This window comes from Marinobacter sp. BSs20148, assembly GCF_000283275.1.
In the GTDB taxonomy this organism is placed as follows: domain Bacteria; phylum Pseudomonadota; class Gammaproteobacteria; order Pseudomonadales; family Oleiphilaceae; genus Marinobacter; species Marinobacter psychrophilus.
Genome location: NC_018268.1, coordinates 255,111 through 281,311, shown reverse-complemented (window position 1 = coordinate 281,311; position 26,201 = coordinate 255,111). Strand labels below are relative to the sequence as shown.

Annotated in this window: 21 protein-coding genes and 1 pseudogene; 13 read left to right on the top strand and 9 right to left on the bottom strand. The window is 55.0% G+C overall.

Going from position 1 to position 26,201, the window contains the following annotated elements; translation table 11 throughout:
- Positions 1-180 precede the first annotated feature (180 nt).
- The 8 genes from MRBBS_RS01215 (at position 181) to MRBBS_RS01180 (ending at position 8,055) form a co-directional block, all read left to right on the top strand.
- Positions 181-1,506 (top strand): DASH family cryptochrome, encoded by a 1,326-nt coding sequence (locus MRBBS_RS01215; protein ID WP_041635011.1) that lies wholly within the window; start codon positions 181-183, stop codon positions 1,504-1,506.
- Between the two features lie 27 nt (positions 1,507-1,533).
- The gene (locus MRBBS_RS01210) at positions 1,534-1,932 is read left to right on the top strand and encodes a YkvA family protein (protein WP_014869586.1); all 399 of its coding nucleotides are present in this window, start codon (positions 1,534-1,536) and stop codon (positions 1,930-1,932) included.
- Positions 1,933-2,005: 73 nt separating this feature from the next.
- Positions 2,006-2,791 (top strand): MotA/TolQ/ExbB proton channel family protein, encoded by a 786-nt coding sequence (locus tag MRBBS_RS01205; protein ID WP_014869585.1) that lies wholly within the window; start codon positions 2,006-2,008, stop codon positions 2,789-2,791.
- A 3-nt stretch (positions 2,792-2,794) separates the two neighbouring features.
- On the top strand, positions 2,795-3,712 hold the full coding sequence (locus MRBBS_RS01200; RefSeq protein WP_014869584.1) for a MotB family protein: 918 nt from the start codon (positions 2,795-2,797) through the stop codon (positions 3,710-3,712).
- Positions 3,713-4,088: 376 nt separating this feature from the next.
- On the top strand, positions 4,089-5,522 hold the full coding sequence (locus MRBBS_RS01195) for a circularly permuted type 2 ATP-grasp protein (protein ID WP_014869582.1): 1,434 nt from the start codon (positions 4,089-4,091) through the stop codon (positions 5,520-5,522).
- Positions 5,516-6,454: an alpha-E domain-containing protein gene (locus MRBBS_RS01190; protein WP_014869581.1), complete on the top strand. Its 939-nt coding sequence runs from the start codon at positions 5,516-5,518 to the stop codon at positions 6,452-6,454. Before MRBBS_RS01195 ends, MRBBS_RS01190 begins: the two co-directional genes overlap by 7 nt.
- A complete protein-coding gene (locus MRBBS_RS01185; RefSeq protein ID WP_041635010.1) occupies positions 6,451-7,236 on the top strand; it encodes a transglutaminase family protein in 786 nt (261 codons plus the stop codon). Before MRBBS_RS01190 ends, MRBBS_RS01185 begins: the two co-directional genes overlap by 4 nt.
- A gap of 93 nt (positions 7,237-7,329) precedes the next feature.
- Positions 7,330-8,055: a proteasome-type protease gene (locus tag MRBBS_RS01180; protein ID WP_014869579.1), complete on the top strand. Its 726-nt coding sequence runs from the start codon at positions 7,330-7,332 to the stop codon at positions 8,053-8,055.
- 15 nt (positions 8,056-8,070) lie between these two features.
- Here MRBBS_RS01180 and MRBBS_RS01175 read toward each other — a convergent pair whose 3' ends face one another.
- Genes MRBBS_RS01175 through MRBBS_RS18755 form a run of 6 tightly spaced genes read right to left on the bottom strand, consistent with a single transcriptional unit; the run spans position 8,071 to position 17,065 of the window.
- Positions 8,071-9,183 carry a lipocalin-like domain-containing protein gene (locus MRBBS_RS01175; protein WP_014869578.1) on the bottom strand — a complete coding sequence of 371 codons (1,113 nt, stop codon included), beginning with the start codon at positions 9,181-9,183 and terminating at the stop codon, positions 8,071-8,073.
- On the bottom strand, positions 9,180-11,645 hold the full coding sequence (locus tag MRBBS_RS01170; RefSeq protein WP_014869577.1) for an FtsX-like permease family protein: 2,466 nt from the start codon (positions 11,643-11,645) through the stop codon (positions 9,180-9,182). Before MRBBS_RS01170 ends, MRBBS_RS01175 begins: the two co-directional genes overlap by 4 nt.
- 5 nt (positions 11,646-11,650) lie before the next feature.
- Positions 11,651-12,328, bottom strand: coding sequence for an ABC transporter ATP-binding protein (locus tag MRBBS_RS01165; protein ID WP_014869576.1), 678 nt, complete (start codon positions 12,326-12,328; stop codon positions 11,651-11,653).
- Positions 12,325-15,522, bottom strand: coding sequence for an efflux RND transporter permease subunit (locus MRBBS_RS01160; RefSeq protein WP_014869575.1), 3,198 nt, complete (start codon positions 15,520-15,522; stop codon positions 12,325-12,327). Before MRBBS_RS01160 ends, MRBBS_RS01165 begins: the two co-directional genes overlap by 4 nt.
- Complete coding sequence (locus MRBBS_RS01155; RefSeq protein WP_014869574.1) at positions 15,519-16,748, bottom strand: efflux RND transporter periplasmic adaptor subunit; 1,230 nt, start codon at positions 16,746-16,748, stop codon at positions 15,519-15,521. The genes MRBBS_RS01160 and MRBBS_RS01155 overlap by 4 nt, the downstream gene beginning before the upstream one ends.
- A 17-nt stretch (positions 16,749-16,765) precedes the next feature.
- Positions 16,766-17,065 carry an efflux RND transporter permease subunit gene (locus tag MRBBS_RS18755; protein WP_264641333.1) on the bottom strand — a complete coding sequence of 100 codons (300 nt, stop codon included), beginning with the start codon at positions 17,063-17,065 and terminating at the stop codon, positions 16,766-16,768.
- 36 nt (positions 17,066-17,101) lie between these two features.
- On the opposite strand from MRBBS_RS18755, the pseudogene MRBBS_RS01145 reads away from it, so the two are divergent.
- From MRBBS_RS01145 to MRBBS_RS19750, 3 genes and pseudogenes are all read left to right on the top strand, one after another.
- Positions 17,102-17,572, top strand: a pseudogene (locus tag MRBBS_RS01145) (response regulator transcription factor); the annotation flags it as partial.
- A 359-nt stretch (positions 17,573-17,931) separates the two neighbouring features.
- A complete protein-coding gene (locus MRBBS_RS01140; protein WP_014869571.1) occupies positions 17,932-20,088 on the top strand; it encodes a PAS domain S-box protein in 2,157 nt (718 codons plus the stop codon).
- Entirely contained in the window at positions 20,016-21,239 is a 1,224-nt protein-coding gene (locus MRBBS_RS19750; protein WP_201764329.1) for a putative bifunctional diguanylate cyclase/phosphodiesterase, read from the top strand. Before MRBBS_RS01140 ends, MRBBS_RS19750 begins: the two co-directional genes overlap by 73 nt.
- Before the next feature lie 34 nt (positions 21,240-21,273).
- Here MRBBS_RS19750 and MRBBS_RS01135 read toward each other — a convergent pair whose 3' ends face one another.
- The 3 genes from MRBBS_RS01135 to MRBBS_RS01125 all read right to left on the bottom strand — a co-directional run bounded on the left by MRBBS_RS01135 (position 21,274) and on the right by MRBBS_RS01125 (position 24,603).
- Complete coding sequence (locus MRBBS_RS01135; protein ID WP_007349074.1) at positions 21,274-21,933, bottom strand: energy-coupling factor ABC transporter permease; 660 nt, start codon at positions 21,931-21,933, stop codon at positions 21,274-21,276.
- Between the two features lie 62 nt (positions 21,934-21,995).
- Positions 21,996-23,723 carry a SulP family inorganic anion transporter gene (locus MRBBS_RS01130; protein ID WP_014869569.1) on the bottom strand — a complete coding sequence of 576 codons (1,728 nt, stop codon included), beginning with the start codon at positions 23,721-23,723 and terminating at the stop codon, positions 21,996-21,998.
- A 7-nt stretch (positions 23,724-23,730) separates the two neighbouring features.
- On the bottom strand, positions 23,731-24,603 hold the full coding sequence (locus MRBBS_RS01125; protein WP_014869568.1) for an MBL fold metallo-hydrolase: 873 nt from the start codon (positions 24,601-24,603) through the stop codon (positions 23,731-23,733).
- Between the two features lie 269 nt (positions 24,604-24,872).
- Between MRBBS_RS01125 and ehuC the strand changes: the two genes are divergently transcribed.
- Together ehuC and ehuD are read left to right on the top strand one after the other, a co-directional pair.
- Complete coding sequence (gene ehuC / locus MRBBS_RS01120) at positions 24,873-25,517, top strand: ectoine/hydroxyectoine ABC transporter permease subunit EhuC (RefSeq protein WP_144012676.1); 645 nt, start codon at positions 24,873-24,875, stop codon at positions 25,515-25,517.
- A gap of 3 nt (positions 25,518-25,520) precedes the next feature.
- On the top strand, positions 25,521-26,192 hold the full coding sequence (gene ehuD, locus MRBBS_RS01115) for an ectoine/hydroxyectoine ABC transporter permease subunit EhuD (RefSeq protein ID WP_014869565.1): 672 nt from the start codon (positions 25,521-25,523) through the stop codon (positions 26,190-26,192).
- The last annotated feature ends 9 nt before the right edge of the window (positions 26,193-26,201 follow it).

Sequence of the window (26,201 nt, the reverse complement as noted above, 5' to 3'; positions counted from 1 at the left end):
TCCGGGCGCCGACCCTGTTGGCGCCCGACAATACCCCCCATCCTACCCAAGCCGATCTGGCTCACATTCAGAAGAGCAGCGCCAGGCTCAAACGAACCTTCATAGAAGCGCTGTGGATAATCCTTTTAACCCGCAGAAGCGTAGTGTTATAACCATACAGGTTTTAACGAGGGATTTACGTTGCGCACGCTCTACTGGCTTACTAGAGATCTTCGCTTACACGACAACGCCGCCTTGCTGGCAGCGTCCAAGTCGGACATGCTCCTGTGCGTTTACGTTGTGGAACCACGATGGTTCAAACCCGGTCCGTTACAGTGCAAAACCATGGGCCACCACCGCTGGCGTTTTTTATGGCAAAGCCTGATCGGGCTGGAACGCAGCCTGCGCGCTATGGGCCAGCGCCTGCACATCGCCTGGGGCGACCCGGAAACCGTAATTCCTGCGCTGGCCCTCGGCCACGCCATCAGCCGAATTGTGCGTTCGCGCCAGCCCGGTACCCGTGAAGCCGTGCAGTGGCAAACGCTTCAGGACAAGCTCCCGAAAATAGCGTTCACGCAATATGAAACCCTCGGCCTGTTTACCGAAAGCCTACTGCCTATGCCCTTACAAGACTTGCCGGCGACTTTTTCCCAGTTTCGCAAACTGATTGAAAAAAAAGGCGACAGAGGACCTGCGCGACTACGCATCCCAACAGTAAAAATGCTGCCGCCGGCGCCCGGTTTGCCAGACGATAACCGCGGTGAATGCCCTGCCATTCAGGAGCCCACGCAGCCGTCAGCGTTCAGCGGCGGTGAACAGGCTGGCCTGGCACGCTTGCGAGATTTTTTAGCGGGTACTCACGCGATCGACACCTACAAAGAGACCCGCAACGCACTGGACGACTGGAATTCATCCTCCAAGTTCTCGCCCTGGCTTGCCCATGGCTGCCTGTCAGCGCGCGAGATCGCAGACAGCATCAGCCTGTATGAGCAGCAACACACCAGCAACGAATCCACATACTGGCTGTGGTTTGAAGTTCTTTGGCGCGAATATTTTTATTGGTATGCCCTGCGGCACGGGTCTGAGTTATTCCGCCGTGACGGTGTGCAGGGCAAGCGCCAGTCTGTTACTTTCTATGGCCACCGTTTCAAGGCCTGGTGCGAAGGTAACACTTCTTATCCGCTGGTGAACGCGGCCATGAACCAGCTGCGAGAGACCGGTTATATCAGCAACCGCAGCCGCCAAGTGGTCGCCAGCTGTTTTATTAACGAGCTAGAGCTGGACTGGCGCTATGGTGCAGCCTGGTTTGAACAGCAATTGATCGATTATGATGTCGCCAGCAATTACGGGAATTGGCAGTATCTGGCGGGCGTGGGCGCCGATCCCCGCGGTTTGCGGCGGTTCAATCTGGACAAGCAAGCCCAGCAATACGACCCCAACGGTACCTTTGTTGACCGCTGGAACGGCCACGCCGAGCAGCCCGTGGGGCTGCACACCGTTGACGCGGCTGACTGGCCGCTTTCCTGACCCATCAGCCTTCAATCGGGACACGCTATGGCATTTATTAGTGAACGCACCGCCCGCAGGCAGCTGGAATCGGAGTCTGACAAGGTCAAACAAGCGGATATTCAACGCCTGTTAGAAAAGCAGCAAGCGGTAGAGGAAAAGGTAAAAAACAGTGGTAAGCTAAAACGGTTCACAACAGACATAAAACTGATGTTTTCATTGGTGCGAGATTACTATAACGGTCGTTATCGCAGTATACCGTGGAAAAGCATCGCCGCCATTGTTGGCGCATTGATTTACGTTTTAAACCCGCTGGACCTGATTCCAGACCTTATTTTGTCCATCGGCTTCGTAGATGATTTAGGCGTGGTTGCCTTGTGCCTGAAACTGGTGGAGTCAGACCTGCACCGTTATGCAGCATGGAAAGAACTACAAGACACAAACTAACAAAGCCCGCGCAAAAACGAGTCGGTAAAACCGGCTCTCTCTATAACAACAACTTGAGTATTCTGGAGTTACTGTGGATTTTGCCACTCTGATTGGCCTGGTTGGGGCGATGATGTTGATCGCCTCGGCGGTAATTTTAGGCGTGTCACCAGACGTTTTTCTCAACGGCCCGGCGCTGCTGATTGTTATTGGCGGTAGTCTTTTGGTGGTTTTGGCCAAATTCAGTTTTCAGCAGTTTCTGGGCGCATTTAAAGCAGCGATTCGCGCTTTCAAGTTCAAACTTCCAGAAACCCGCTCAGCCATCGATGAACTGGTAGATATTGCGAATGTGGCGCGGCGCCAGGGCGTGCTGGGCCTGGAGGGGCGCGAGGTAAGTTCGCCGTTTCTTAGTAACGGCATTCAGATGTTGGTCGACGGCCAGGACGGTGCCACCATCAAACAACTGCTCAGTAAAGAGCAACTGATGACCCTAGAGCACAACCGTTCTGGCGCCAGGGTATTCACCGCCTTCGCAGACGTTGGCCCCGCCATGGGCATGATTGGCACGCTGATTGGCCTGGTCCAAATGCTGTCCAATATGGAAGACCCGAAATCCATTGGCCCTGCCATGGCGGTTGCGCTTCTAACCACATTGTACGGTGCCATGATAGCGACCATGATTGCCTCACCGATTGCGGACAAATTGTCATTGCGAATGACCCAGGAAGCCCGCATGCAGTCGCTTTATATAGACGCACTGGGCGCTATTCAAGAAGGCGTTAACCCGCGAATTATCGAGCAGATGCTGTCCAGTTATCTGTCTCCCAAAGAGCGCGACAAGGTATCTGAAGAAGCCAGTGCTGCCGCGGCAGACAACTAACCGATGGAAGACTTCCCGGAAGAAGAGAAGCCTGGCATCCCGGCGTGGGTTGTGACATTTGCCGACCTGATGTCGCTGTTGATGTGCTTTTTTGTGCTGTTACTGTCGTTTTCTGAAATCGACGCTCAGAAATTCAAACAGATTGCCGGCGAACTGTCCGCAGCCTTCGGTGTTCAGCGCGATGTGCCCGCGGTGGAAATCCCTCTGGGCACCAGCATTATATTCGACAATTTCTCGTCGGCGCCGCCCGAGCCCACCGTAATCAATGAAATAAAGCAGGCTACTACCGATCAGAAACCGGAATTGGATACCCTGAAGGGTGCCGTCGACAGTGCTACCAAAGCTGCCGAGCAGGAAAAAATACAGGTGCAGTTGGAACAACTGCGCAAGGTACTCGGACCGGCACTCAAAGATGGCCACATAGCTGTGACTCAGGACCAGTACCGTATTGTGATTCGAGTAGAAGAAAAAGGCTCGTTTCCGTCTGGATCGGCCAAGCTCACCAGAGATTTCCAAAGCCTGCTGCTAGAAATGGCCGAAGTACTGGCCATTATTCCCGGCAAATTGACGATAGAAGGTCACACAGACGACGTCCCCATCCGTACCGACCGGTTTTTCAGCAACTGGGATCTGTCTGCCGCCCGCGCCGCCTCTGTGGCCAACGCGCTGCTGACCAGCGGAACCGTCGAGGCCAATCGGTTGGCGGTAAAAGGCCTTGCAGATACCGCGCCATGGGTAGACAACGATTCGGCCGAGAACAGAGCGAAAAACCGGCGGGTTGAGATCATTATTGACCTGTCGGGCCCTCAAGCGGAACAGGAAGTTCAGCTCCGTGACATCATCGACGGCCAGCTACCGGGCCAGGATACGGTGATCGATATGCAATCCGGGCCGGTTCCGGTAGAAAGTATCACTTGGTAGCCGGCCTGATCGGTTTTTGCGCAGAATTCGACTTTATTGCACTTTATTAGTGCAATAATACACCCCCACTGAAGGCGCGATCGAAGCCTTTTCTGGGTCTGATCGAGAAATAAGCGTTCAGCGGCGCCGACGTCAGTGTCCACTGCACAGGCGTCAAGCCCTCCGAATTGGACACTCCACTTGCTCGTACCTTTCAACAGGCGGTTCTATAGCCGCCTGTTGAATTTTGCCCACTCTGAATCGACAGATTCCCAACCGTCGCCTTTGTTAAAAGGCACAATATTCGTGAACTTTCATCGACTGGCTCGTCTTTTGCTTATTAATACCATTAGAGGTGCCAACTTCATCGGCACGGTCCAGAGAGACGAACAGAACCATGCTAATTCAGCCACCAGGCAAAGGCCTGTATGACGAATTATTCGATCAAGACAATCGAATGCGGCCACATTGCAAGATACTCGAAGATTGGCTCGCAAACTCGGATGAAAGCCTGATCGCAGAAAAGCGACGGGAAGCCGACGTACTATTCCAGCGGCTGGGCATCACTTTCAATGTCTATGGCGAAGACCAGGGCGCAGACCGACTCATTCCGTTTGACCTTATCCCGCGCGTTATATCTTCCAGCGACTGGCAGAAGCTCCAGGCCGGACTGCGCCAGAGAGTGCAGGCACTTAATCGTTTCCTGTTCGATATCTACCATGGTTACGACATCGTTCGGGCCGGCGTAATCAGTGCGGAACAAGTCTTTTCCAACCCCCAGTACCAGCCCGGCATGCAGGATCTGAAACTTCCTCGTAACCTGTACGCCCATATTGCCGGTATCGACCTGATCCGCCACAGCGACGGCGACTTCTATGTGCTGGAGGACAACCTTCGCTGCCCCAGCGGCGTGTCCTACATGCTGGAAAACCGGAGAATGATGATGCGGCTTTTCCCGCATCTGTTTGCCCACTCACCGGTCGCTCCAATTGACCATTACCCGAACCTGCTGGGCGAAACCCTGCGGGCAGCGTCTCTCAAACCGAACCCCAAGATAGTGGTGCTAACCCCCGGTCGTTTCAACAGTGCCTATTTCGAGCATACTTTCCTGGCGCGGCAAATGGGCGTGGAACTGGTGGAAGGTGCAGATCTGTTTGTACACCAGAACAAAGTCTTTATGAAAACGACGATTGGCCCTCAACAGGTAGACGTTATTTACCGCCGCATCGACGACGATTTCTTGGACCCTCTGGCGGGCAACCCGGATTCTATGATTGGAGTCCCCGGGCTTTACGCGGCCTATCGTACCGGCAATGTCGTGCTGACCAATGCAATGGGTACCGGGGTTGCAGACGACAAGTCTATCTATCCTTACGTACCCGACATGATTCGTTTCTACCTGGATGAAGAACCTATCCTGAAAAACGTCCCCACCTGGCAGTGTCGTAAGGAAAAAGATCTGCAATACGTTCTGGATCACCTGCCGGAACTGGTGGTGAAAGAGGCTCAGGGAGCCGGTGGCTACGGCATGCTGATTGGCCCCATGGCCAGCAAAGAAGAGCTTTCCACCTTTCGCAGCCTACTCAAAGCCCGGCCACAGGATTACATTGCCCAACCCACTCTGAGCCTTTCCACTTGCCCGACTTTTGTAAATGAGGGCGTTGCACCCCGACACCTGGACCTTCGCCCGTTTGTGCTTTCGGGCAAGAAAATACAGATGGTTCCTGGTGGCTTGACCCGCGTGGCCCTGAAAGAAGGCTCGCTGGTGGTGAATTCGTCTCAGGGTGGCGGCACCAAAGACACTTGGGTAATGGAGGATGATTTATGCTGAGCCGCGCTGCCTCCAGTTTGTTCTGGATGGCCCGTTATCTGGAGCGGGCCGAAAGCCAGGCAAGACTTCTTGATGTCAGTCTGACCATGGCCCTGATTGATGTACCGGAAGACCGGATTGAACAGCTATCAGTCCCATTATTGGTCTCTGGAACCCGGGATGTCTTCTTTGAATACTATAATGAAATCACACCACAGAATCTGATTGACTTTCTGCTGCTGGATGACCGCCACCCGGCCAGCGTATTCAACATTATCCGAAGCGCACGTGACAATGCCCTGCACGTTCGGGGCAACCTGTCAGCCGACGTATGGGAAAGCATCAACCAGGCCTGGCTTGAGCTCAAAGAGCTGCAAAAGAAAGGCGTAACCGAATCCAATGCCAGCAGTGTTTTTGACTGGGTTCGGGAACGCTCCCACATGTTCAGGGGCGCAGCCTATGGCACTTTGCTGCGCAATGATGCGTTTCACTTTCTGCGCCTGGGCACTTTTATCGAGCGGGCTGACACCACAGCCCGGGTGCTCGACATCCGTCATGTAATGGCGATGAAAGCCATGGAAGAACAAGCCACCCGAGCATTTTTCGAGTGGACCGCGGTTCTGCACTCACTGGCGGCCTTCGAGGCCTATCAGAATACCTATGGCCACAATCTGGAGCCTATGAATGTGGCAGAACTGCTCATTTTGAAGCCTGATGTGCCTCGCTCCCTGCACGGCTGCCTGAAAGAAATTTCCAGCCTGCTCGAACAGATTGAAAGCGGCAGCGCAAAGCGTTCCCGTCGCCTGGCTTCCAGCCTGTACGCCAATATTCATTATGGCGACCGTGATTATATAGAAGAACGCGGGCTGAACGAGTATCTGGTGGACTTTCTAGATCGCATTCAGGGTATTGCCGGGCAAATCCAGAAGGACTATATGGGGTGGCAACAATGAGACTCAAAATTCATCATGAAACACGATACACCTACGAAACCCCGGTTCAGAACAGCATTCAATACATCCGTCTGACGCCGAGGAACACGCCCCAGCAACGGATTCATGACTGGAAGCTTCATACGCCAGGCGAAACCAGCCAGATGATGGACGGGTTCGGCAATCCGGTGACCGTAATGACCCTCGATGAGGCTGTCCCAGAGATTGTTTTGACGGCAGAAGGCGTGGTGGACCTGACCGGTAAACCACTAACCCGTGACGACTCACCCTTTCCGCCCCAGGTATTCCTGAGGCATACGGCGCTGACAGAGACAGACGAGGCTCTCAAAAAATTCGCCAGTCAGTACTCATGCAACAAGCGCAGCCTGGTGCGTCTGATGACGCACCTTCGTGAGCATATTGCGTTTATGCCCGGTGCGACCACTGTTACCAATACCGCCAGCGAAGCCTTCAAGCTGGGTGCCGGCGTGTGCCAGGATCACACCCATATTTTCATTGCCTGTTGCCGCCATATTGGCGTTCCAGCCCGCTACGTCAGCGGCTACATTCATTCCGCCAGCATTGATCATGTCGTCACTCATGCCTGGGCAGAAGCATGGATCGGAAGCAACTGGCTTACCTTTGATGTAGTCAACACCCTGATTGTAGCTGAAAGCCACATAAAACTGGCCGTGGGACTCGATTACCGGGATGCTGCGCCGGTCAGGGGCGTGCGCAGCGGTGGCGGCATGGAGCTGATGGAAACCCGCGCATGGGTAACGGAAGCGACAGGTAGTCAGTAACAGAATTATGAAAATGCGAAAATAAACTACTCACACCTGACCGGAAGTTGTGATTAGACTACGATTTATTCAAAGCCTTATCAGGAGGGCTTCATGACCTATTGCGTAGCGATGCGACTCGCCGAAGGCCTGGTGTTCGCATCCGACTCCCGGACCAATGCCGGTTTTGACCAGATTTCCACATTTCGAAAGATGCATGTCTTTGAGCAGCCGGGGGAGCGCGAACTGGTTCTGTTATCGGCTGGCAACCTGGCGACCAGCCAGAGTGTGATCAGCTTGCTTGAACGACGGGCAACCACAGACGTGACGAACGTGCTCAACACCAAGTGCATGTTTGAAACCGCCGAGATTGTAGGCCAAACCATGCGCGAAGTGATCCGCCGGGATAATCCCGATGGCAAACTGAGTCATGTGGATTTTAGCTGTTCCCTCATTCTTGGCGGGCAGATCCAAGGCGAAGATCCGCGCCTTTTTAATATCTACCCGGAAGGTAACTTTATTGAGGCAACGGAAGAGACCCCCTATTTCCAGATCGGCGAATCAAAGTACGGCAAGCCCATTCTGGATCGCGTGATGAATTATCACACCTCTCTGGACCGTGCCTACCAGTGTGCCCTGATCTCATTCGACTCCACCATGAAGAGCAACCTCTCCGTGGGGATGCCGTTAGACGTTGCGATCTATCGTAAAGACGGCTTGAAACCCTGTTTTATCGATCGTGTGGAAGAACAGTGCGAGTATTTCCATACCCTCAGACAGCAATGGCACCAGGGCATCCAGGAGTTAATGGTCGGTCTGGAGCCGCCACATCTGGGCTAGCTAACTCACTGCGCCTTAATAGCCGGTCAGTTCCATGTAACCCTCGCCGAAGTGACTGCCTGACACAGTGACCGGACTTTCCCAGTAGGGGAAAAGCCCCCGATTGAGGTAATCACCGGGTGGCGCGCTAAGTTCCAGATCTACCTGATAAGCCGGAATACTAAGCCGCCAGCGCACAGGCACATTGTTGCGCCAATCAAGTTCCTGCAGGCTCAGCTCTTCAGGGCTCAGCGCCACAGGGTCACCGTTTTCAGGAATCCAGGTGCCAGACTGGAAGCTGCCGCTGCCATCCCGCAAACGGAAGGCCATCAGCTTGTCTCCACTTTCCAGGTGAAGAGCAAACCAGTCCCAGCCCTGCTGCCCGGCCTTCAGAAACTGGCTGCTCCACTCCCGATCAAACCATCCTCTGCCAGTAACCGTTTGGGTTTCGCCCTTAAGGGTCAGCTCACCGCTGATGGCAATGTCAACCAGGCTAAAATACATTGAGCCCTCGCCGCTTGCGGATTTCGCGCTGAAGCCTTGGTCGCCATGGACCACTGGTTCGCCCTGAACTCGCAACAACAGATCGTAACCCCACTCGGGCGTGTTCACCTGCAGGCGTAAGGCACCGTCAGGCTGCACGGTCAGCCGCCAGTCATCAAGCCAGATATCCAGTGGGCTGGCCACGGCCCCGGCCTGGCCAATGTCGCCGCGAGCGAATTTTTCGGCAAATCGGTGTTCACCTTTAAGGCTGACCGCCGCATGAGCCATCCAGGCTGCCTGCAAAGGCCACAGTTCTGCTGCCGGCGGCTGTTCTGACGCAGGGCGTGGCTCAATAGCCTGGCGAAACTGGGTCCACTGCACGCCTACCGGCTCGCCGTCTGCGGTTTTCAGATTGGCCGTTAAATACCACCATTCAATACGATGTTGCGGGTGCGGGCCCCAGTCATCGGGAAAACGCAGCCAATCCCCCGGCCCTGGCTGTAAGAAGGGCTCACTCTGACTGCCGTCGGTGGCCTGAGCCAGACCGGCAAAACCACCGGTGTCTGGCTCTTGCGAGCACCCTGCCAACAACACAGAGACGGACAGCAGCACAAGAGTTGCGGTTTTTTGAAAAAAACCTGTGGGCCAGTTTTGTGTTTTTATCATCGTTCATCACCTCGCAGGCTGGCGGCAGAAACCGGTTTTGGGCCGCTTCCGCCAAGCTGGCTGCGCATCAGCAGCGTAATGCTAAGCCCGATCAACACACTCACAGCCCCCAACTGAAGCCAGAATTCTGGGTAAATCGCCATCGGTAAAGACCAGCCAAAAGCCAATGGATTAATTCGATGCACCAGAACCCAGGTCAACCAGACGCCGAGCGGCAATGCCAATAGGGTAATCGTCAGGGTCAGGGTAAGCGCCAGCCGGCCCAGCTGCGCCAGAACCTGGCGTTTGGTGAGGCCCCACACCTGGAGCAAGCGAAAATACCAAGCCCGGGTGCTGAAAAACACCCAGCCCATAATCAGTAAGGCAACCGCCGCCAGCACCAGAGTGACAAAGGTCATGGCGCGGGTCAGCAAAAACGTCTGGTCGAACACCGCATCGGCCAACTCGCGGATTCGCTTATTATCACGTACTCGTACGCTTTCTACCTGCCACAGCCGCTGAAGGCCATCAGTTATCGTCGTCATGTCGCTTGCGCCTGTACTGATCGAAAAACTTTCAAACGCCGGCACAAACTCGTCCGGCAAGAGCTCAATATTGACCAATACTTCCCCGGCGGGGCGGCCGTAATCCGCATAAATCGCCAGCACCGGCAGTTCAAGCCGAGTGTTCGCCAATGTCAGCACCAAGGTATCCCCTACCGCCAACGGGTAACGACGCGCCAGCTGCTCGTTCACCATAACGCCTTCACCCGCGGCAAAACCCTGCCAGGGCTGGTCATCGGCAGCCTGCAGGCTCCACATGGTCAGTAGCGGGCTAACAGGCCCCAACGCGAGCAAGTCAACCGACTGCGCTCTTCTGCCTATTTTTGAATCAGCCACTTTCGGGTCATTCATTTTTGGATCCGCCGCTGCCAGCAATTGCGCTACGCCGCTCACCACTTGATGCCAGTCGCCGCTTTGCGCCAGCTCTGGCTGCGCAACCAGCCACTGCGCCGCCGCATCTGCGTTGGCACCGGCAGGCACTTCAATAAAATAATCGGCGGCTAAGCGCTGGCCCAGCCACTCATCAAAGGTGGCTTCAAACACAGTTACCAATGCCTGCACCGCCAACACCATCGCCAGCGCAAACTGCAACGCAACCAAAGGCAATGCCAGCCTGCGTGCCATAACCCCAAGCTCGGTGTGGCGCCAGCGCGCTAATGGCTCCTGCGTTTTGCGGGCAAGGGTTGCAGACAGCGCGGCAATGGCAAATGGCGCGGCAATACCGGTAGCGGCAAACACTAGCGCGACCGCAAAAAACACCAGCGGCAGTGACTGCGCCAGTAGCGCCATCGCCAGGCCGGCCGCAGCCAAAGGCATCGCCAACCAAGGCCACGGCCTCACTCCAAATCCAGTCAAAAACTTCGCTGGTAAAGCAAACGGCAACATGGCCGCCGAGCGCAGCAGCATCGCCCGCACATTCTGCGCCAGGCACACCAACAGCACGATGGCCATCATGGTCGCTATCGGCGTAAGCCAGTTTTCTGATTGGCTGGCGTACAGCGGAGTATCGAACAGGCTGTCCAAAGCTTGACCAAAACCACCGCTCACGGTGCCCGCCAGCAGGCGCCCAAGCCACACACCCGGCAACACGCTCAGCAGCGCCAACAGCAGGATTTCGACCAGTAATACCTGGTTAATGGCTGACGGCATTACGCCAAACCGCTGCAGCAGGGCAAAGCTGTCACGGCGCTGGGCTATGCCCAATTGGTAAACGCTGCGCAGCAGCAAGGCCGTAATCAACAACACTAAAAATCCCAGAGCGTCTAGATTCAACAGAAAGCTGTCGCCCAACTCGCCGGTGTCAGGGCCCAATGAGAAACCCGTCATCCGATAATCTGCGGGCAAAGCAGATGCCGGCTCAGGCGGCACGATTAACAGGCTCAGGCTTACCTTGCCCGGGGCGACATTCTGCGCCAGCGCCACGGCTTCGCTGATGTCGATAAAAGGCTCCCCGTTTAACACTGGGACCCAGGCCGGCGCAGGTTCTTTTGATGATGCAGGACTGTCTATTGGTTCAGGGCTGTCTATTGGCTCAGGGCTGTTGTTACTGCCAGCAGGGGCAGCTTGCGCAAAGCAACCAGCGGCCAGCGGGTCTACCCCCACCAACCGGCCGCCCTGCCCCGGGCGTTCCACTTCCAGCCAGGGCGTTACGCACAGGCCGGCACGGCGCAGGGTTACAAAATCAGCCACCGTCAGTGCCTGGCCATCAACGCGCTCTAACTGCGTGCGTGCGGCCACGGCCTGCTCGCTCTGGCCCAGACTGGCTCGCGCCTGGGTTGTCAGGTGATTCACCCCGGTCCACAACATGGTGGCCAACATAATCATCAGCGCCAACGCCAGCAGCTGTAGGGGGTGGCGGCGATAATGGCTGAACAGAGCGGAGAACAGGTTTGAAAACGGGGACACCGGAAACAGGAACATGAACGCTAAGCTCCCATTTGAGCGAGGTCCAGACGCTGGCCACAGCGGGCAGCCAATGCCGAATCGTGAGTGGCCAGTATCAACGCACAACCACTGGCAGCTTGCTGGTGAAACAGCTCATCGACCACCTCAAGTGCGGTGCGGGCGTCCAGGCTACCGGTAGGCTCGTCTGCCAGTATCAGTGACGGGCGCATGGCAAACACCATGGCCAAAGCCGCGCGCTGGCGCTGGCCACCGGAGACCTGATCCGGGTAGCGCTGCGCCAGCTCGCCAATCCCCAAGCGCTTTAGCCAGTCACCGCAATGCTGGTCGCTTTGCCCTGCCAGCCTGGCCCGCAGACGCACATTGTCCAGCAACGACAACGCCGGCATCAAGTTAGCTTCCTGAAACACCACGCCAATGCGCTGACGCCGCAGCATAGCCCAGCGTTGCTGGTTTGGCCCGCTTGCGCTCGAATCTGCCGCAAAGTGTTCACCCGCAATGCTCACAAAGCCGGCGTCGGGCTGCTCCAAGCCGCACAGAATATTCAACAGGGTGCTTTTTCCAGAGCCGGAGCGGCCCATCAGCGCCAGGGATTCGCCCTGCGCCAGGGTTAGCTCAAGCCCAGATAGCACGTCTACGGTTTGCCCGGCGCTCACAAAGTGCTTACCCAGGCCGCGTACTTTCAGTAATGGTTCAGTCACGTGGGCTCCCTGGCCCACCAGGCCCTCAGTTGCTCAAGGTAAGACAGCAACGCCGGAATCACCAGCAGCACCAACAAGGTCGATAAGCCCAAGCCAAAGGCAATGGAAGTGGCCATGGGAATCAGGAACTGGGCCTGCAAAGAGGTTTCAAACAGCAGTGGCAACAGCCCACCGATAGTGGTCAGCGAGGTCAGCAATACCGCACGCACCCGCTGCACCACGGCTTCGTTCAGGGCTGCATCGACGCCCAGCCCCGCTTCCCGCTGCTGATTGTAAAACGACACCAGTATGATGGCGTTGTTCACCACAATGCCGGACAAACCAAATAGCCCAAACAGCGACAGCACCGTTAACTGCATTCCCATCAACCAGTGGCCCAGAATGGCGCCCACCAAAGCAAAAGGAATAATTGCCATCACGATCAACGGCAGGCTCCAGGATGCAAACACCCAGGCCAGCACCACATACATCAGCGCCAAACCAATGATCAGGCCGGTTTTCATATCGTCGATGGTTTCACGCTGGTCCGCGGAGCGGCCTTCGAAGCTGTAACGCACGTTATAACGGCTGACGATGGCAGGCAGCGCTTTGGCTTCCAGGCTGGCAATAACGTCGCTGGTGGTGCTGACGTCTGTGTTCAGCGACGCTGACACTTCTATCGCCAGCAAACCATCGGCGTGGCGCAGGGCCTCAAAGCCCTGCCGGTGGTCCAGCATCACCACCTGAGTAAGCGGCACAAAACGACCATCAGGCACGCGGATGGTGATTTGCGACAGGGTGGCCAGGCGCTCGCGCTGATATCTCGGCAGCTGCACCCGCACCTCCATTTCATCGCGACCGTCCTGATAGATCTGTGCAACCCGACCATCAAAAGCAGCTCTCAGTTGGCGCCCAAGATCGGTGGTGGTGAGGCCCATGGCCTCACCCCAAGGGCTGACCTGATAGATCAACTGTTCGCGACCCCACGGCATATCGTCTTCTGCGTCCAGCACCCCCGGTAACACGGAAAGTGCCTGCACCACTTCTTCAGCGGCGCGCTTCAGATTGGTCGCGTCCGGGCCGGTCAGGCGCACGTTAATGTCGCTGCCAGGGGGGCCAGCTTCACGTTCAGTAATGCTTAGATTCTCCAGCCCCGCTGGCAACGGCAGGCGCGCGCGCAGTTCACTGATAAATTCGGCGTTGCGCACGCTGCGCTCGTCGGATGGCACCATTTCGATCATCATCGAGCCCAACTCTTCGCCCTTGCGGGAACTACCACCCGCGCCCAAGGTACCGCCGCGCGTGGTAACCGCGTGTAACAGCAGATTGCCACCCAGGGCCTCCTCGTTAGCGTTCAAGCTTTTCGCCATGGTGGCCATAAACTGATCTACCCGGCGGCTATCCGTGCCGGCAACAAAGCTGGCGTTGGCATAAAGCACCGAAGGTTCGGGCGTGGGGAAAAAGTTGAAGCCAATACGGCCTCCGCTGAGCAACCCGACCGTCATAATGGCGAGGCCCAAGGCAACGGCAAGCGTAAACCCCCGATGGTGCAGGCTGTAGTGGGAGAAACGCCGGAAGCGGCCTTCGCGGAATCGATCGAAGCCCTGTTCAAAGCCCGACCGCAGGCGCCTGATCCCCACCGCCGGCGCCCGCACCAGCCTAGCCCCGGCACTATTGCTGACCGCTTTGGCTTTACGCGGCACAAAGGCGTAGCGCAAGTGCGCCGGCAACACCACAAAACATTCCAGCAACGACGCGATGAGCACACAAATCATCACCAGCGGAATGTCGCCCAGAATATTACCGATCACCCCACCCACAATTAGCAGAGGTGTAAACGCCGCAACCGTGGTCAGTGACGACGCCAAAACCGGCCACACCATGCGCTTTGCCGCACCTTCAGCGGCAGCCATTGATGGCTGCCCCAGCCGGGCGTGGGCATCGGCGTCTTCACCTACCACTATGGCGTCGTCCACAATCACACCCAGCGCCATAATCAGCGCAAATAGCGAGATCATGTTAATAGAGCCACCCACCAGCCACAAAATAGCCAAAGCCGCTAGAAAGGCTGTGGGAATGCCGACAGCTACCCACAAGGCGACACGCCCGGGCAGAAAAAGATACAACAACAGTACGACCAGCACTAAACCGCCCAGGCCATTGGTTGTCAGCAGCGAAATGCGATCATCTAGCAGTTGCCAGGTTTCGTCGTACACTTCCAGTTGCAGATTCGGAGGCAAGGTAGCGCGGGTATCCGCCAGCCAGTCTTTCAGCACTTTAGCGGCTGCCAGGGAATCGCCGTCCTCGGCCCGCCGCAGCTGTAGCTCGACCGCGGGAAAATCATCGCGGGTTAGAGTAAGCGGGTTGTCGCGGGATTCCTGGCGGATACTGGCAATGTCCCCCAGGCGCAACTGGATGCGATCACCACTGAGCAACGGAATTTCGCCGAACTGCTGTGGACTGCGGGCCTGCTCCACCGCGCGCAATTCCCGGGTGGCGTCTTGCTGGCCCAACAGGCCGGCGGGCAAATCCCGCGATACGGCGGCTACGCGCTCGGCAATCTGCTCCAGCGACAGACCCAGGGTTTCCAGTCGCTCCACCGGCACATCGATGCTGATCTGCTGTTCCGGCAGGCCGCGAATTGATACGTTGTCGATGCCGCGTTGCAGCAATTCGTCTTCAAAACGGTAGGTCAGATAGCGCAGTTCATCCGCGTCCACATCGCCGTACAACAGCAGACGCGCCACCGGCTCATAGCGTTCAATTCGCGAGACTCGCGGTTCTTCGGCGTCGGCCGGAAAATTATTGAATTCGTCCACCCGCTGGCGGGTGTCGTCGAGCGTCTGAATCGGGTCACTGCCCTCCTGAAACTCCAGTGTAATGGACGACACACCCTGAGCCGAGGTGGACGTCATCTTTTTCAGACTCTGTACGCTGCGTAAGCGCTGCTCCAGAGGGTTGGTAATACCCTGCTCGATGTCTTCCGCGGAGGCGCCGCTCCACACCACGCGCACGCTGACCACATCCAGAGCAAAGGTGGGAAAGAACTGCACATTCATCCGAGTCAGTGCCAACACACCGCCCAGCAGCATCACCAGCATCACCAGGTTGGCCGCCAGTTTGTGATGCACGAAAAACCCGATCACGCCGCGTCGCGGTGGTGGGGTCCGGGAGCCATTAGTTTCAGGCTTTTCAGTAGCGGGCTGGTCGGTCACTCGCTCTGCACTCCGGCGATGTCCACTTTTAGCCCGCTCATGGCGTTAGGCAGGTGGGTCGTAATAATACGCAGGCCGGGCTGCAACTTATCCCCGCGTACCAAGAGGTTACGATCGGCACCGGCACGGGCTTCACCTACCCGTTCTACCCGCAGCCGTTGCAGCCGGAAGTCTTCGCCCACAACGTACAGCGTGTCGGCGCCATAAAGAGCGCTAAACGGTACACTAACGACTTGTTGCTGAGTCGGGCGCTGCAATGTCACTGGCAGCAAGCTGCCCGGACGCAAGCCATCCGCTGAACCATCAGCGACCAGTATCGCTTCGGTGCCCGCGGCACTGCCAGTGCCTGCAAAGCGTTGCAGAGTGAAGCGGTAGCGGCCGTCGTCAGTGATCGCCTGTAGCTTTTCACCGCGGTTTAACGCTTGTTGCAGCTCGGCCACAAAGACTTCTGGCACCCGCGCTCGCAACTCCAGCCCCAAACGCGGGTACAGGCTCAATAACGCCTGGTTTTTGCTAACCCGGTCACCCACGGCCACTTGCACATCGGTAATCACGCCGTCAAACGGAGCAATAACCCTTGCCCTGCCGGCATCACGCTCAATCCCTTGCAGGTTCGCCTTGGCATTGGCCAGCCGTGCCTGCAAGCTGGCCAGGCGCGCTGGATGCTCGCCCAGCGCGCGCTGGCGCGTGCTGACAGTCAGTTCAGCGCGGGCATATGCGTCGGTAACGGCGTCCAGGGCTTCGCGGGAGGTGAGGTTGCGCTTGAGCAACGACTGGTTGCGTTCAAGTTGACGTTGAGCGCTGGCCAGAATGGACTCTTCGCTTTTCAGTGCACGCTGATCGTTGCCGTGGCGCAGCTGCTCGGCCTCAATCTGTGCTTGCAAGTCCGCCACTTCGGCTTGCGCCTGGGCAAGGACCGGCGCCACATCAGCATCATCCAGAGCCACCAGCAGAGTGCCAGCGGCAACCGCCTGGCCTTCAGACACCGGGCGTTGGGCGATCTGCCCGGGCAAGGCCGCTGTTACGGTCAGCTGTTGCGGGGCAACGACCTGACCGTACAAAGGCAACAACGGCGTAGCGGCAATTAATTCAGCACGTTGCACTGCCACCAACCATGCGCGTTCCTGGGCTTCGGCCTGAACCAGCTCCGGGCGGGTCATTCGCAATGCCATAAACACAACAATGGCCAGCAGCAGAACCAACCAAGGCGAAAATCGTTTTATCATCGGGTAAAATTTCCTGTTCAAATCCACCGCCGCCGCGCCATTGCATAATACGACAAAGGCACCACAATCACGGTCAGAAGGGTAGACACGGCAAGGCAAAATGCCAGTGATATAGCCAAGCCATTAAAGATTGGATCCTTCAGTATAAAGTAGGCGCCGACCATCGCCGACACTGCGATCAGCGCAATCGGCTTGATCCGCACCGCACCGGCTTGGACTACAGCGTCTTCCAAACTCATGCCTTCGTCCAGCAGCTGGCGAATAAAAACCACCAGCGGTATGGAGTTACGTACGATAATGCCGGCCAGCGCGATCATGCCAATTATGCTGGTGGCGGTGAATTCACGCCCCAAAAGCGCGTGGCCCGTCAGAATATCAAAGCCACAACCGCACAAACGGCCCAACAAGCAATCGCAGCGCTCGCCGACCACCATTTCAGTCACTGCGTTCTAGACCTTAACCTGGCTGGCGAGAGTGGGTTGCAGCTGCTGCCTGAATTGCTGAGCTGCAAGCCGGGCCTGGCCGTTCTTGTGTTAACCGGTTACGGCAGTATTGCGACCTCGGTTGAGGCGATGCGCCGCGGCGCCGTAAATTATCTGTGCAAACCGGTAACGGTGAACCAGCTGATCGCCGGTTTTGGATTCTTGAACAAAGCACTTGAAGTGCGCTCGGAACCGCCTTCGGTGGGGGAAATGGAGCGCGAACACATACAGCGTGTTCTTAACGAGCACGACGGCAATATATCCGCCACGGCAAGAGCGTTGCACATGCATCGCCGGACACTACAGCGTAAATTGCAGAAGCGCTCCCACTGGCGCAACTGAGCACGGGCTTTCTCTCTACACGCCTTACCGCGACGACGGTTCAACATTCATTAGTCGCGTTCCAGGTAAACCGCTTGTGCTAGCCCTTATACAATGTTATCAGGATATTGGTAGACGATTTATGGAGCACGCATCAAGATTGTCGTTGCGGCAACCGCCCTCATCAGGCTCTTGACGTTGCATCGCCATGCTCCAGGCTCTGGACAGACCGTCGGTTCCGATCCAGAACCATCATGCGTGGAAGTACGTATACGTTTTGTACCAATAAGATTTAAAGGTAAATAACGCGATCTCAATCTCACTTTTTTGGTGAGTCTCGTGATTCTTTCTCAAGAACCAGAACAACCTTTGGAGGTCTTGTGAGCGCACCTGCCTTTCCTGCTAATGAGTCTGAACGCTTGCGAGCACTGCAGAGTACAGGACTTCTTGATACGCCGCCGGAGGAACGTTTTGATCGTATCACTCGCCTAGCCGCGCGCTTTTTCGGTGTCGAGACTTGCCTGCTGTCTTTGGTGGACAACGACAGGCAATGGTTTAAGTCCAGGGTAGGTCTGAAGGAAAACCAGCTGGGTCGCGATATTTCTTTTTGCGGCCACGCAATATTGAGTTGCGGGATCCTTACGGTTACAGATGCGCTTCAGGATGCACGTTTTTCTACGAATCCGTTGGTAACGAGTGCTCCGCACATCCGTTTCTACGCCGGTGCGCCGGTGCGGGATTCAGGTGGTCTACCGATCGGAACCTTGTGCATCTTTGATCCCTCACCTCACTGTTTTTCTGACAATCAAGAGCAAGCGCTGCGTGACTTTGCGGATATGGTTGAGCACGAAATTGCTCGCATCGGTCAAGCTGATGAATCTCAGCAAAGGTTGGCCGCCAGCACGATCAGAGCGTCATCCATACTCGCAACCATGCCCGATATGGTATTTGTGATCGATCGCCACTTTCGTTTTCTGGAGTGCAACGAACATCCAGACCTGCTACAACCGAGGCTCAAGGTATTGGGGCAAACCATTGAAGAAGTGCTACCTGGTGAACTAGGTGTGCAGCTTACAATGAATGTGCAAAAGGCGTTCAGCTCTAAAGAAGTGATTCAGCACAATTATACCCTCGCGAAGAGTACGTCGTTTGAAGCGCGCTATGTAAAGATTGATCAGAATGAAGTGCTGGTTGTTATCCGCAATACGACGGAGCAAACCTTGATCAATGCCGAGCTTAGCCGCCTTTCAGATGTGGTCAAAAAAACCACAAACGGTGTCGTTATAACGGATCAAAGTGGCTTTGTTTTATGGATTAACGAAGCTTATAGTGAAATTACGGGTTACAGTTCGGATGAAATGATCGGGATCCAGCCTGGCGCCCTACTTCAGGGAAAAGACACTAACCCAGCCACCGTAGAAGCAATGCGTAAAGCCGCAGCCAGCCATGAAAATTACAATGTTGATGTGCTTAACTATACAAAATCTGGCACACCTTACTGGGTCAGAATCGCTTATGATCCTCTCTGGGATGATGACAAAAAATTTAAAGGCTACATTACTATCGAGACTGACATTACAAAAGAGAAACGTGATGCAGATTTGATCAGCTACAATGAAGACCTTCTTAAGTCGGTGATTGACGCTAACAACATTGGCACATGGCGGCTTAACCTGCAGAATGGCGAGTTTACAATCAACGAGAAATGGGCAAATTTACTGGGTTACAAACTCCATGAGTTAATGCCGACGGACCGTAGAACCGGGGAAAACCTGACTCATCCAGAAGATCTCGCCTACTGCACTTCAGCGTTGGACAAGTACGCCACGGGGCAAATACCCGCGTACGAAGCGGATATTCGAATGAAACATAAGAATGGCGAGTGGGTTTGGATAAATACTCGTGGCCGAATATTGTCCAGCACTGAAGATGGCAAAGCAGAATGGTTACTAGGCACACATTTTGACATCAATGATCAAGTAACTGCGCGACACAAATCAGATGAACAATCAAAACAGATGCACGCGATTGTTGAGAACATGCAAGACGGCATCGTCACTATTAGCAACAAGGGAATAATTCGTACGTTCAACCATGGAGCCGAGTGCATTTTTGGATACGGTCGCGATGAGATGATAGGTGAAGATGTAAAGGTATTAATAAAAACACCGCACCGAAAATATCTCAATAAACATATATCAAAATATATGTCTAGGAACACAGGAAACGCTATTTACCGTTATCGCGAGTTCGAAGCGCTGAATAAAGATGGCACTGTCTTTCCCATCGAAGTCAGAATGACCGAAATGCAGTCGTTGGGCGATATTAAATATTTTTGCATTATAAGAGATATCACACAGCTCAAAAAGCGTGAAGATGAGATACATAAATTAGCGTTTTATGATCCGTTGACGCTACTGCCTAACCGCCGCTTGCTTAAAGATCGGCTGCAGCAAATTATTGCATGCGTAAAAATTCTTACGCTGCTCTTTTGTTTCTGGATCTCGATAATTTTAAGAATGTTAACGATAGCTTAGGTCATGACAAAGGCGACCTATTGCTATGCCAGGTCGCAGCACGTCTTATTGAGTCAGTTCAGCACGGGGATACCGTTTCGCATTTGGGGGGTGATGAGTTTGTGGTGCTGATCGAGGGACTCAGTACCGATCGAAATGAAGCGGCCGCTCAGGTTGAAGCTGCAGCCGAAAAAATCAGTGTCCAGTTGACGCAAGAATTTGATTTAGACGGATCTCCTTACAACGGATCGGCAAGTATTGGCGTGACCACTTTCAATAGTAACGTTTCATCGTTTGGGGACTTGCTCAAACAAGCAGATATGGCTTTATACAAAGCTCAAGCGGCCGGCCGTAATAACGTGCATTTTTTTGATCCACAAATGCAAGTTGTCGTCAGTTTGCGTGCAGCGATGCAGCAAGACCTGTATGAAGCTCTCCGGAAAAATCAGTTTCAACTCTACTACCAAAAGCAGATTGATCAGCACCAGCGGTTGACCGGAGTTGAAGCACTTCTGCGCTGGGCCCATCCTACTAAAGGCTTCATTTCTCCAGCGCATTTTATACCGTTGGCGGAAGAAACCGGCCTTATTGTGCCTATCGGGGAATGGGTTTTACGCGAGGCATGCCAAACACTGACCCAATGGGCCTCCGATCCAGCAAAAGCTAATTTGACGATGGCTGTCAACATCAGTGTTGTGCAGTTCAATAAAAAGAATATTGTCCGTACGGTGCTCAATGCGCTAAACGCGTCGGGCGCCAAACCGCATAATCTCAAGCTGGAAATTACCGAAAGTCTTCTGGCGAGCGATGTCGAGAACGTTAAAATAAAAATGTTAGAGTTGGAGCGCCACGGAGTTACCTTTTCCATTGATGATTTCGGTACAGGTTACTCCTCCTTGTTTTATCTTAAGCAGCTACCAATACACCAGCTAAAAATCGACCAAAGCTTTGTCAGGGATATTATTAATAGCCCCGACGATCAAGCCATTGCACAGGCGGTAATTACCCTTGCCAACGCAATGCAAATGAATGTGATCGCCGAAGGCGTTGAAACAGAAGCGCAGCGAGCAATGCTTCAAGATTTGGGCTGCGGTGCGTATCAAGGTTACCTCTTCGGAAAGCCCTGCGCACTTCAAGACCTGTTCATAGAAACGCAAGAAAGGCGCAGTTGAGCACAGGTTTTCTTTGTGAACGCCTTACTGCGATTTAGCGGTAACGACGCTGATCCAGGGTGGTCAGGCGGTCTGGGTTAAACACCATCATCCCGGTTACAAACGCCCCATTGGCAAAGCCCTCCGGAATCATGAACAGCGGAAGATAGCTAAGATACTCGTGCACCAGTTCGGCGAAAGTGTATACGCCGCTGGTCCATAGCATCAGGCACATCACCACACCCGCTACAGCCACTGCAATGGCCGAACCAAAAAATCCGCAGACAAAAATATAAGCAAAGAAATTATTAAAATCACGATGGCGCTCCCACAGCATGATGGCGTAACTGACCAGCGCCGGTACCATCACTGTTATCAGGCCATTGGCCGCAAACATGATCAGCGGTTCACGGCCGGTAATCACCATAATCACCAGTGCCAGCAGGCCGGCCAATACCGCCAGGCCCCAGCCTAACATCAGCGTAACAAGGGTGATGCCGAAGACGTGAATGGACAGCCCCGGTGATATACCGGCGCGCAACTGCCACAAAAACCCAAGCGCAACAGCAGCGCCAAAAAAGGTATGCTGCAACGAGGTGTCTTGCCGTAACTTATGCCAATCAACACTGCGCACAGCCGCCAGCAAAATAACGGCGAACAAAAGGGCCGTAATCACCCATTGGGTCGTGGAAAGCAAGTTTTCGGTCATGCCCATATGTCTGGCCCGTCTGGGTAGTCAGCAGCGATCGGGACACCCGCCGTGCTGATTTCTATCGGCTATAAATCATCGTTTTTGGGGCCCGTTACCAGCGCTTTCCAGCCCTCGTGGGCGCTCAAAAAAACGTCACCACTCAAGTGCTGACAAAACTCCGTGCGTTTCAGCCGGTCCATCACCGGCCCCTTCACATCTGACATATGTAAGCGTACACCAGCATCTTTCAGGCGTTCATTAATCGCCTCCAGGCTTTCAAGCGCCGATGCATCCACCAAATTCACTGCCGGGCAGACCAACACCAAATCCGTCAGTTGTGGTTCGCTGGTCACAATGTCTAGCACCGTTTCTTCCAGGAATCGGGCGTTGGCAAAATACAGGCTCTCGTCTACCCGCAAAAATGTCACCGTTGGACATACGTCTACTTTATGGCGTAGCACATTACGAAAATGCTCGCTGCCTGGCACCCGTCCAACCACAGCACAGTGGGGCTGACTGGTACGATACAGAAATAGCCCCAGAGACAAAGCCACCCCGGTGATAATACCAGCCTCTACGCTGTGCCCCAGAGTCAACACAATGGTGGCCAACATGGCACCGAAATCCGTGCGTGAATAGCGCAAAGTACGGCGCAGTGCCGGAATATCAATCAGCGTAGACACCGCCACTATAATCGTTGCCGCCAGCGTGGCCTGCGGCAACCAGGCAATAGCCGGAGTCAGAAACAGGGTAGCCACTGCAATGCCCACCGCCGTATAGATGCCCGCCGCCGGCGTTTCGGCACCGGCGTCAAAATTCACCACCGAGCGGGAAAACCCGCCGGTTACCGGCATACCACCGGAAATACCCGAACCGAGGTTCGCCGCGCCCAGTCCGATCAGTTCCTGGTCAGGGTCAATCCGTTGGCGGCGTTTAGCCGCCAGTGTCTGACCCACCGATATCGACTCCACAAATCCCACCACGCTGATCAGCAATGCGCTTACCGCTAACTGCTGCCAAAGCGCCCAGTCGGCCTGTGGCCAAGTTAACTGTGGCAGCCCAGAGGGAACATGCCCCACCAGCTTTACGCCCTGAAGCTGCAATTGCCAGAACCAAGCCGCCAGGGTAGTCAACACTACCGCCAGTATAGGCGCCGTTTTGGTCGCTACATCGGCCATCTGCGGCGCCACTCCTAACGCCAACAAGCCAGGTTTAAGGCGAGTACGCGCCAACACCAAAAACACCAGAGTACTCACACCAACGGCCAAGGTGGCCGAATTGATGCTACTCGCCGATGCCGAAAGCGAACGGCCTATATCAAACAGGTTATGGCCCGACCCGGTTATACCAAATACGTGCTTAAGTTGGCTCGCCGCGATCACAATGCCGGAAGCCGTAATAAAGCCCGAGATAACCGGATGGCTAAGAAAATTGGCCAAGAACCCCAGGCGTAATACGCCCATCAGTACCAGCATTAACCCGGACATCAGCGCTAACACCACGGCACCCGCTATATACTCGGCACTGCCTGCCTGCGCCAAAGGCGCGAGCGCCGCCGCCGTCATCAGCGACGCGACCGCGACAGGTCCCACCGACAAGGTGCGGCTGGTTCCGAACAAAGCGTATACCACCAACGGCAATATGCTCGCGTACAGCCCGATTTGAGCGGGAAGGCCTGCCAACAAAGCATATGCCAATGATTGCGGTATCAGCATCACCGTCACAATTAACGCAGCAACCAGATCACTGCCCGCTTGCTGGCGGTTATACTGTCTGCTCCATTGTAATACGGGCAGGTAACGGGATAGGTTCATCAGCGGCTCAGAACAGATTTAAAGGGATTTTCACGTAGGCCTGGCCGTTGTCTTCCGCTGGCGGAAACTCGCCGGCGCGCATGTTAATCTGCACCGAAGGCAAAATCAGCCGTGGCATATCCAGAGTGGCGTCACGTTCATTGCGCATGGTTGCGAAGTCGTCTTCACTGACTCCGTCGTGCACGTGAATGTTAAACTCGCGTTGCTCCGCAACCGTCGATTCATGGGCATGGCTGTCCCGGCCGGGCGCCTTGTAATCGTGACACAGGAACAGACGGGTTGTATCTGGCAGCGTCAGCACACGGCGGATTGAGCGAAACAATACACGGGAGTCACCACCGGGAAAATCGCAACGCGCGGTGCCGTAATCCGGCATGAACAGCGTATCCCCCACAAACGCCGCATTGCCAACAACATACGTCAGACAGATGGGCGTATGGCCGGGTGTATGCATGATCTGAGCCTGCAGCCCACCAATAGCGAAACTGTCGTTGTCTTTAAACAGCCTGTCGAACTGACTGCCGTCGCGGGCGAATTCCGATCCGGCGTTAAACGCCTTGCCGAAAACCTCCTGCACCTGACAAATATGTGCGCCAATGCCGGTTTGCCCGCCCAACTGCGCGTGCAGATAAGGTGCTGCCGATAAGTGGTCTGCGTGCACGTGGGTTTCCAGAATCCACGCCACCTGCAAATTGTGCTCGTGCACATAAGCAATGATAGCGTCTGCATTGACCGTGCTGGTGCGACCAGCGGCGTAATCAAAATCCAGTACCGAATCGATGATGGCACAGGCCTTAGACGCAGGATCTTGCACCACGTAGCTGAAAGTATTGGTAGGTTCGTCAAAAAAATGCTGAACGGTTGGATTGGTCGTGGTCATGACTAAACTCCTTTCGAATTCGCAAACATCGAACCTGTTAATAAGCTCTAAGCATATACCAATATAGAATATATATTGAAGTAATGTTTTCTTCTAAGCAGCCTAACTGAAAGAAGAATGTTGCCGCACTGCAAACCTCGACATCAAATTATTAGAGCAATTACTACCACCACCGAATATGTGCAACAATAATTCATTACCTTCTACCCCAAAATCAGCCCGCAACGTGCCCGAGGCCATATCTAACGATGCCCTATTTAGATTTTCTCATGACCTACAGCAGCCGCTTCATTGACGGTACGCTGATCACACTGGGTCAGTTCGGGCTGGCCGCTTTGGTCGCGATTGTCGCTGCACTGGTTTCGGGGCTGATGAAAATGGCGCATTCAAAACCCATGCGCGCTGTCGCTATTACTTATATTGAGATTTTCCGCGGCACGTCGCTTCTGGTGCAGCTTTATTGGTTTTACTTCGTGCTGCCGCTGTTTGGTTTCACCCTGGAAAAGTTTACCGTAGGCTTTCTTACCGTCGGGCTGTGTTATGGGGCCTACGGTGCTGAACTGGTGCGCGGCGCAATCCAGTCGGTTCCACGGGGCCAATGGGAAGCCGCGCTGGCACTGAATATGTCACCGGCAAAGCGCATGCAACGAATTATATTGCCACAGGCACTGGTGGCCATACTGCCACCCTGGGGAAACCTGATGATCGAAATCCTGAAGGGCACCGCTCTGGTGGCGTTGATTTCAGTCGCCGACCTGATGTTTGAAACACGCCAGGTCAACAACAATACCTACCTGTCAGCCCAGGCCTTTGGGACCGCGCTTATCATTTACTATATTTTTGCACGATTTATGGTGACACCCATCATGCGCTGGCTAGAACGGGTGATGGCCCGCAAAATCGGACGAATGTAAATCATGCTTGACTGGAAAATGGACTTTACTTGGGAAATTCTGCCCCGCCTGCTACTTGCAGCGGGCAACACAATGCTGGCGGCAGGTGGCGGTTACGCTGTGGCGGTCGTGCTGGGGCTGGTGTTTGCGCTGGCACAACGCACGCGCTCCCGCACACTGACCTTCGTCGTACGCGAGCTGGTAGAGTTTGTCCGCTCGACGCCATTGCTGTTGCAGATCTTCTTCATTTTTTACGTGGGCCCGCAGTTCGGCCTGCGCCTGTCGCCCTGGGCCGCAGGGCTAATCGCTATCGGCCTGCATTACGCCGCCTACCTTTCCGAAGTGTATCGGGGCGGCATTGAAAACGTGCCAAAAGGTCAGTGGGAAGCTGCCAAGGCTATTAACTTGTCGACCGTCACAACCTATCGCCGCATCATCATTCCGCAGGCACTGCCGCCGGCGCTTGCGGGCATGGGCAACTATCTGGTTGGTATCTTTAAAGACACCCCAATGCTGTCGGTGATCGGGGTGGCAGAGCTGATGCACACGGCCAATTCCATTGGTGCCGAGAACTTCCGCTATCTGGAGCCTTACACCATTGTCGGCCTGATCTTCCTGGCTATTTCGCTGCCAACCGCCTGGCTTATTCGCCGATTCGAGACGGCGCTGCGCCGCAAAATGGGACTGACTAGATGAAAAACAGCA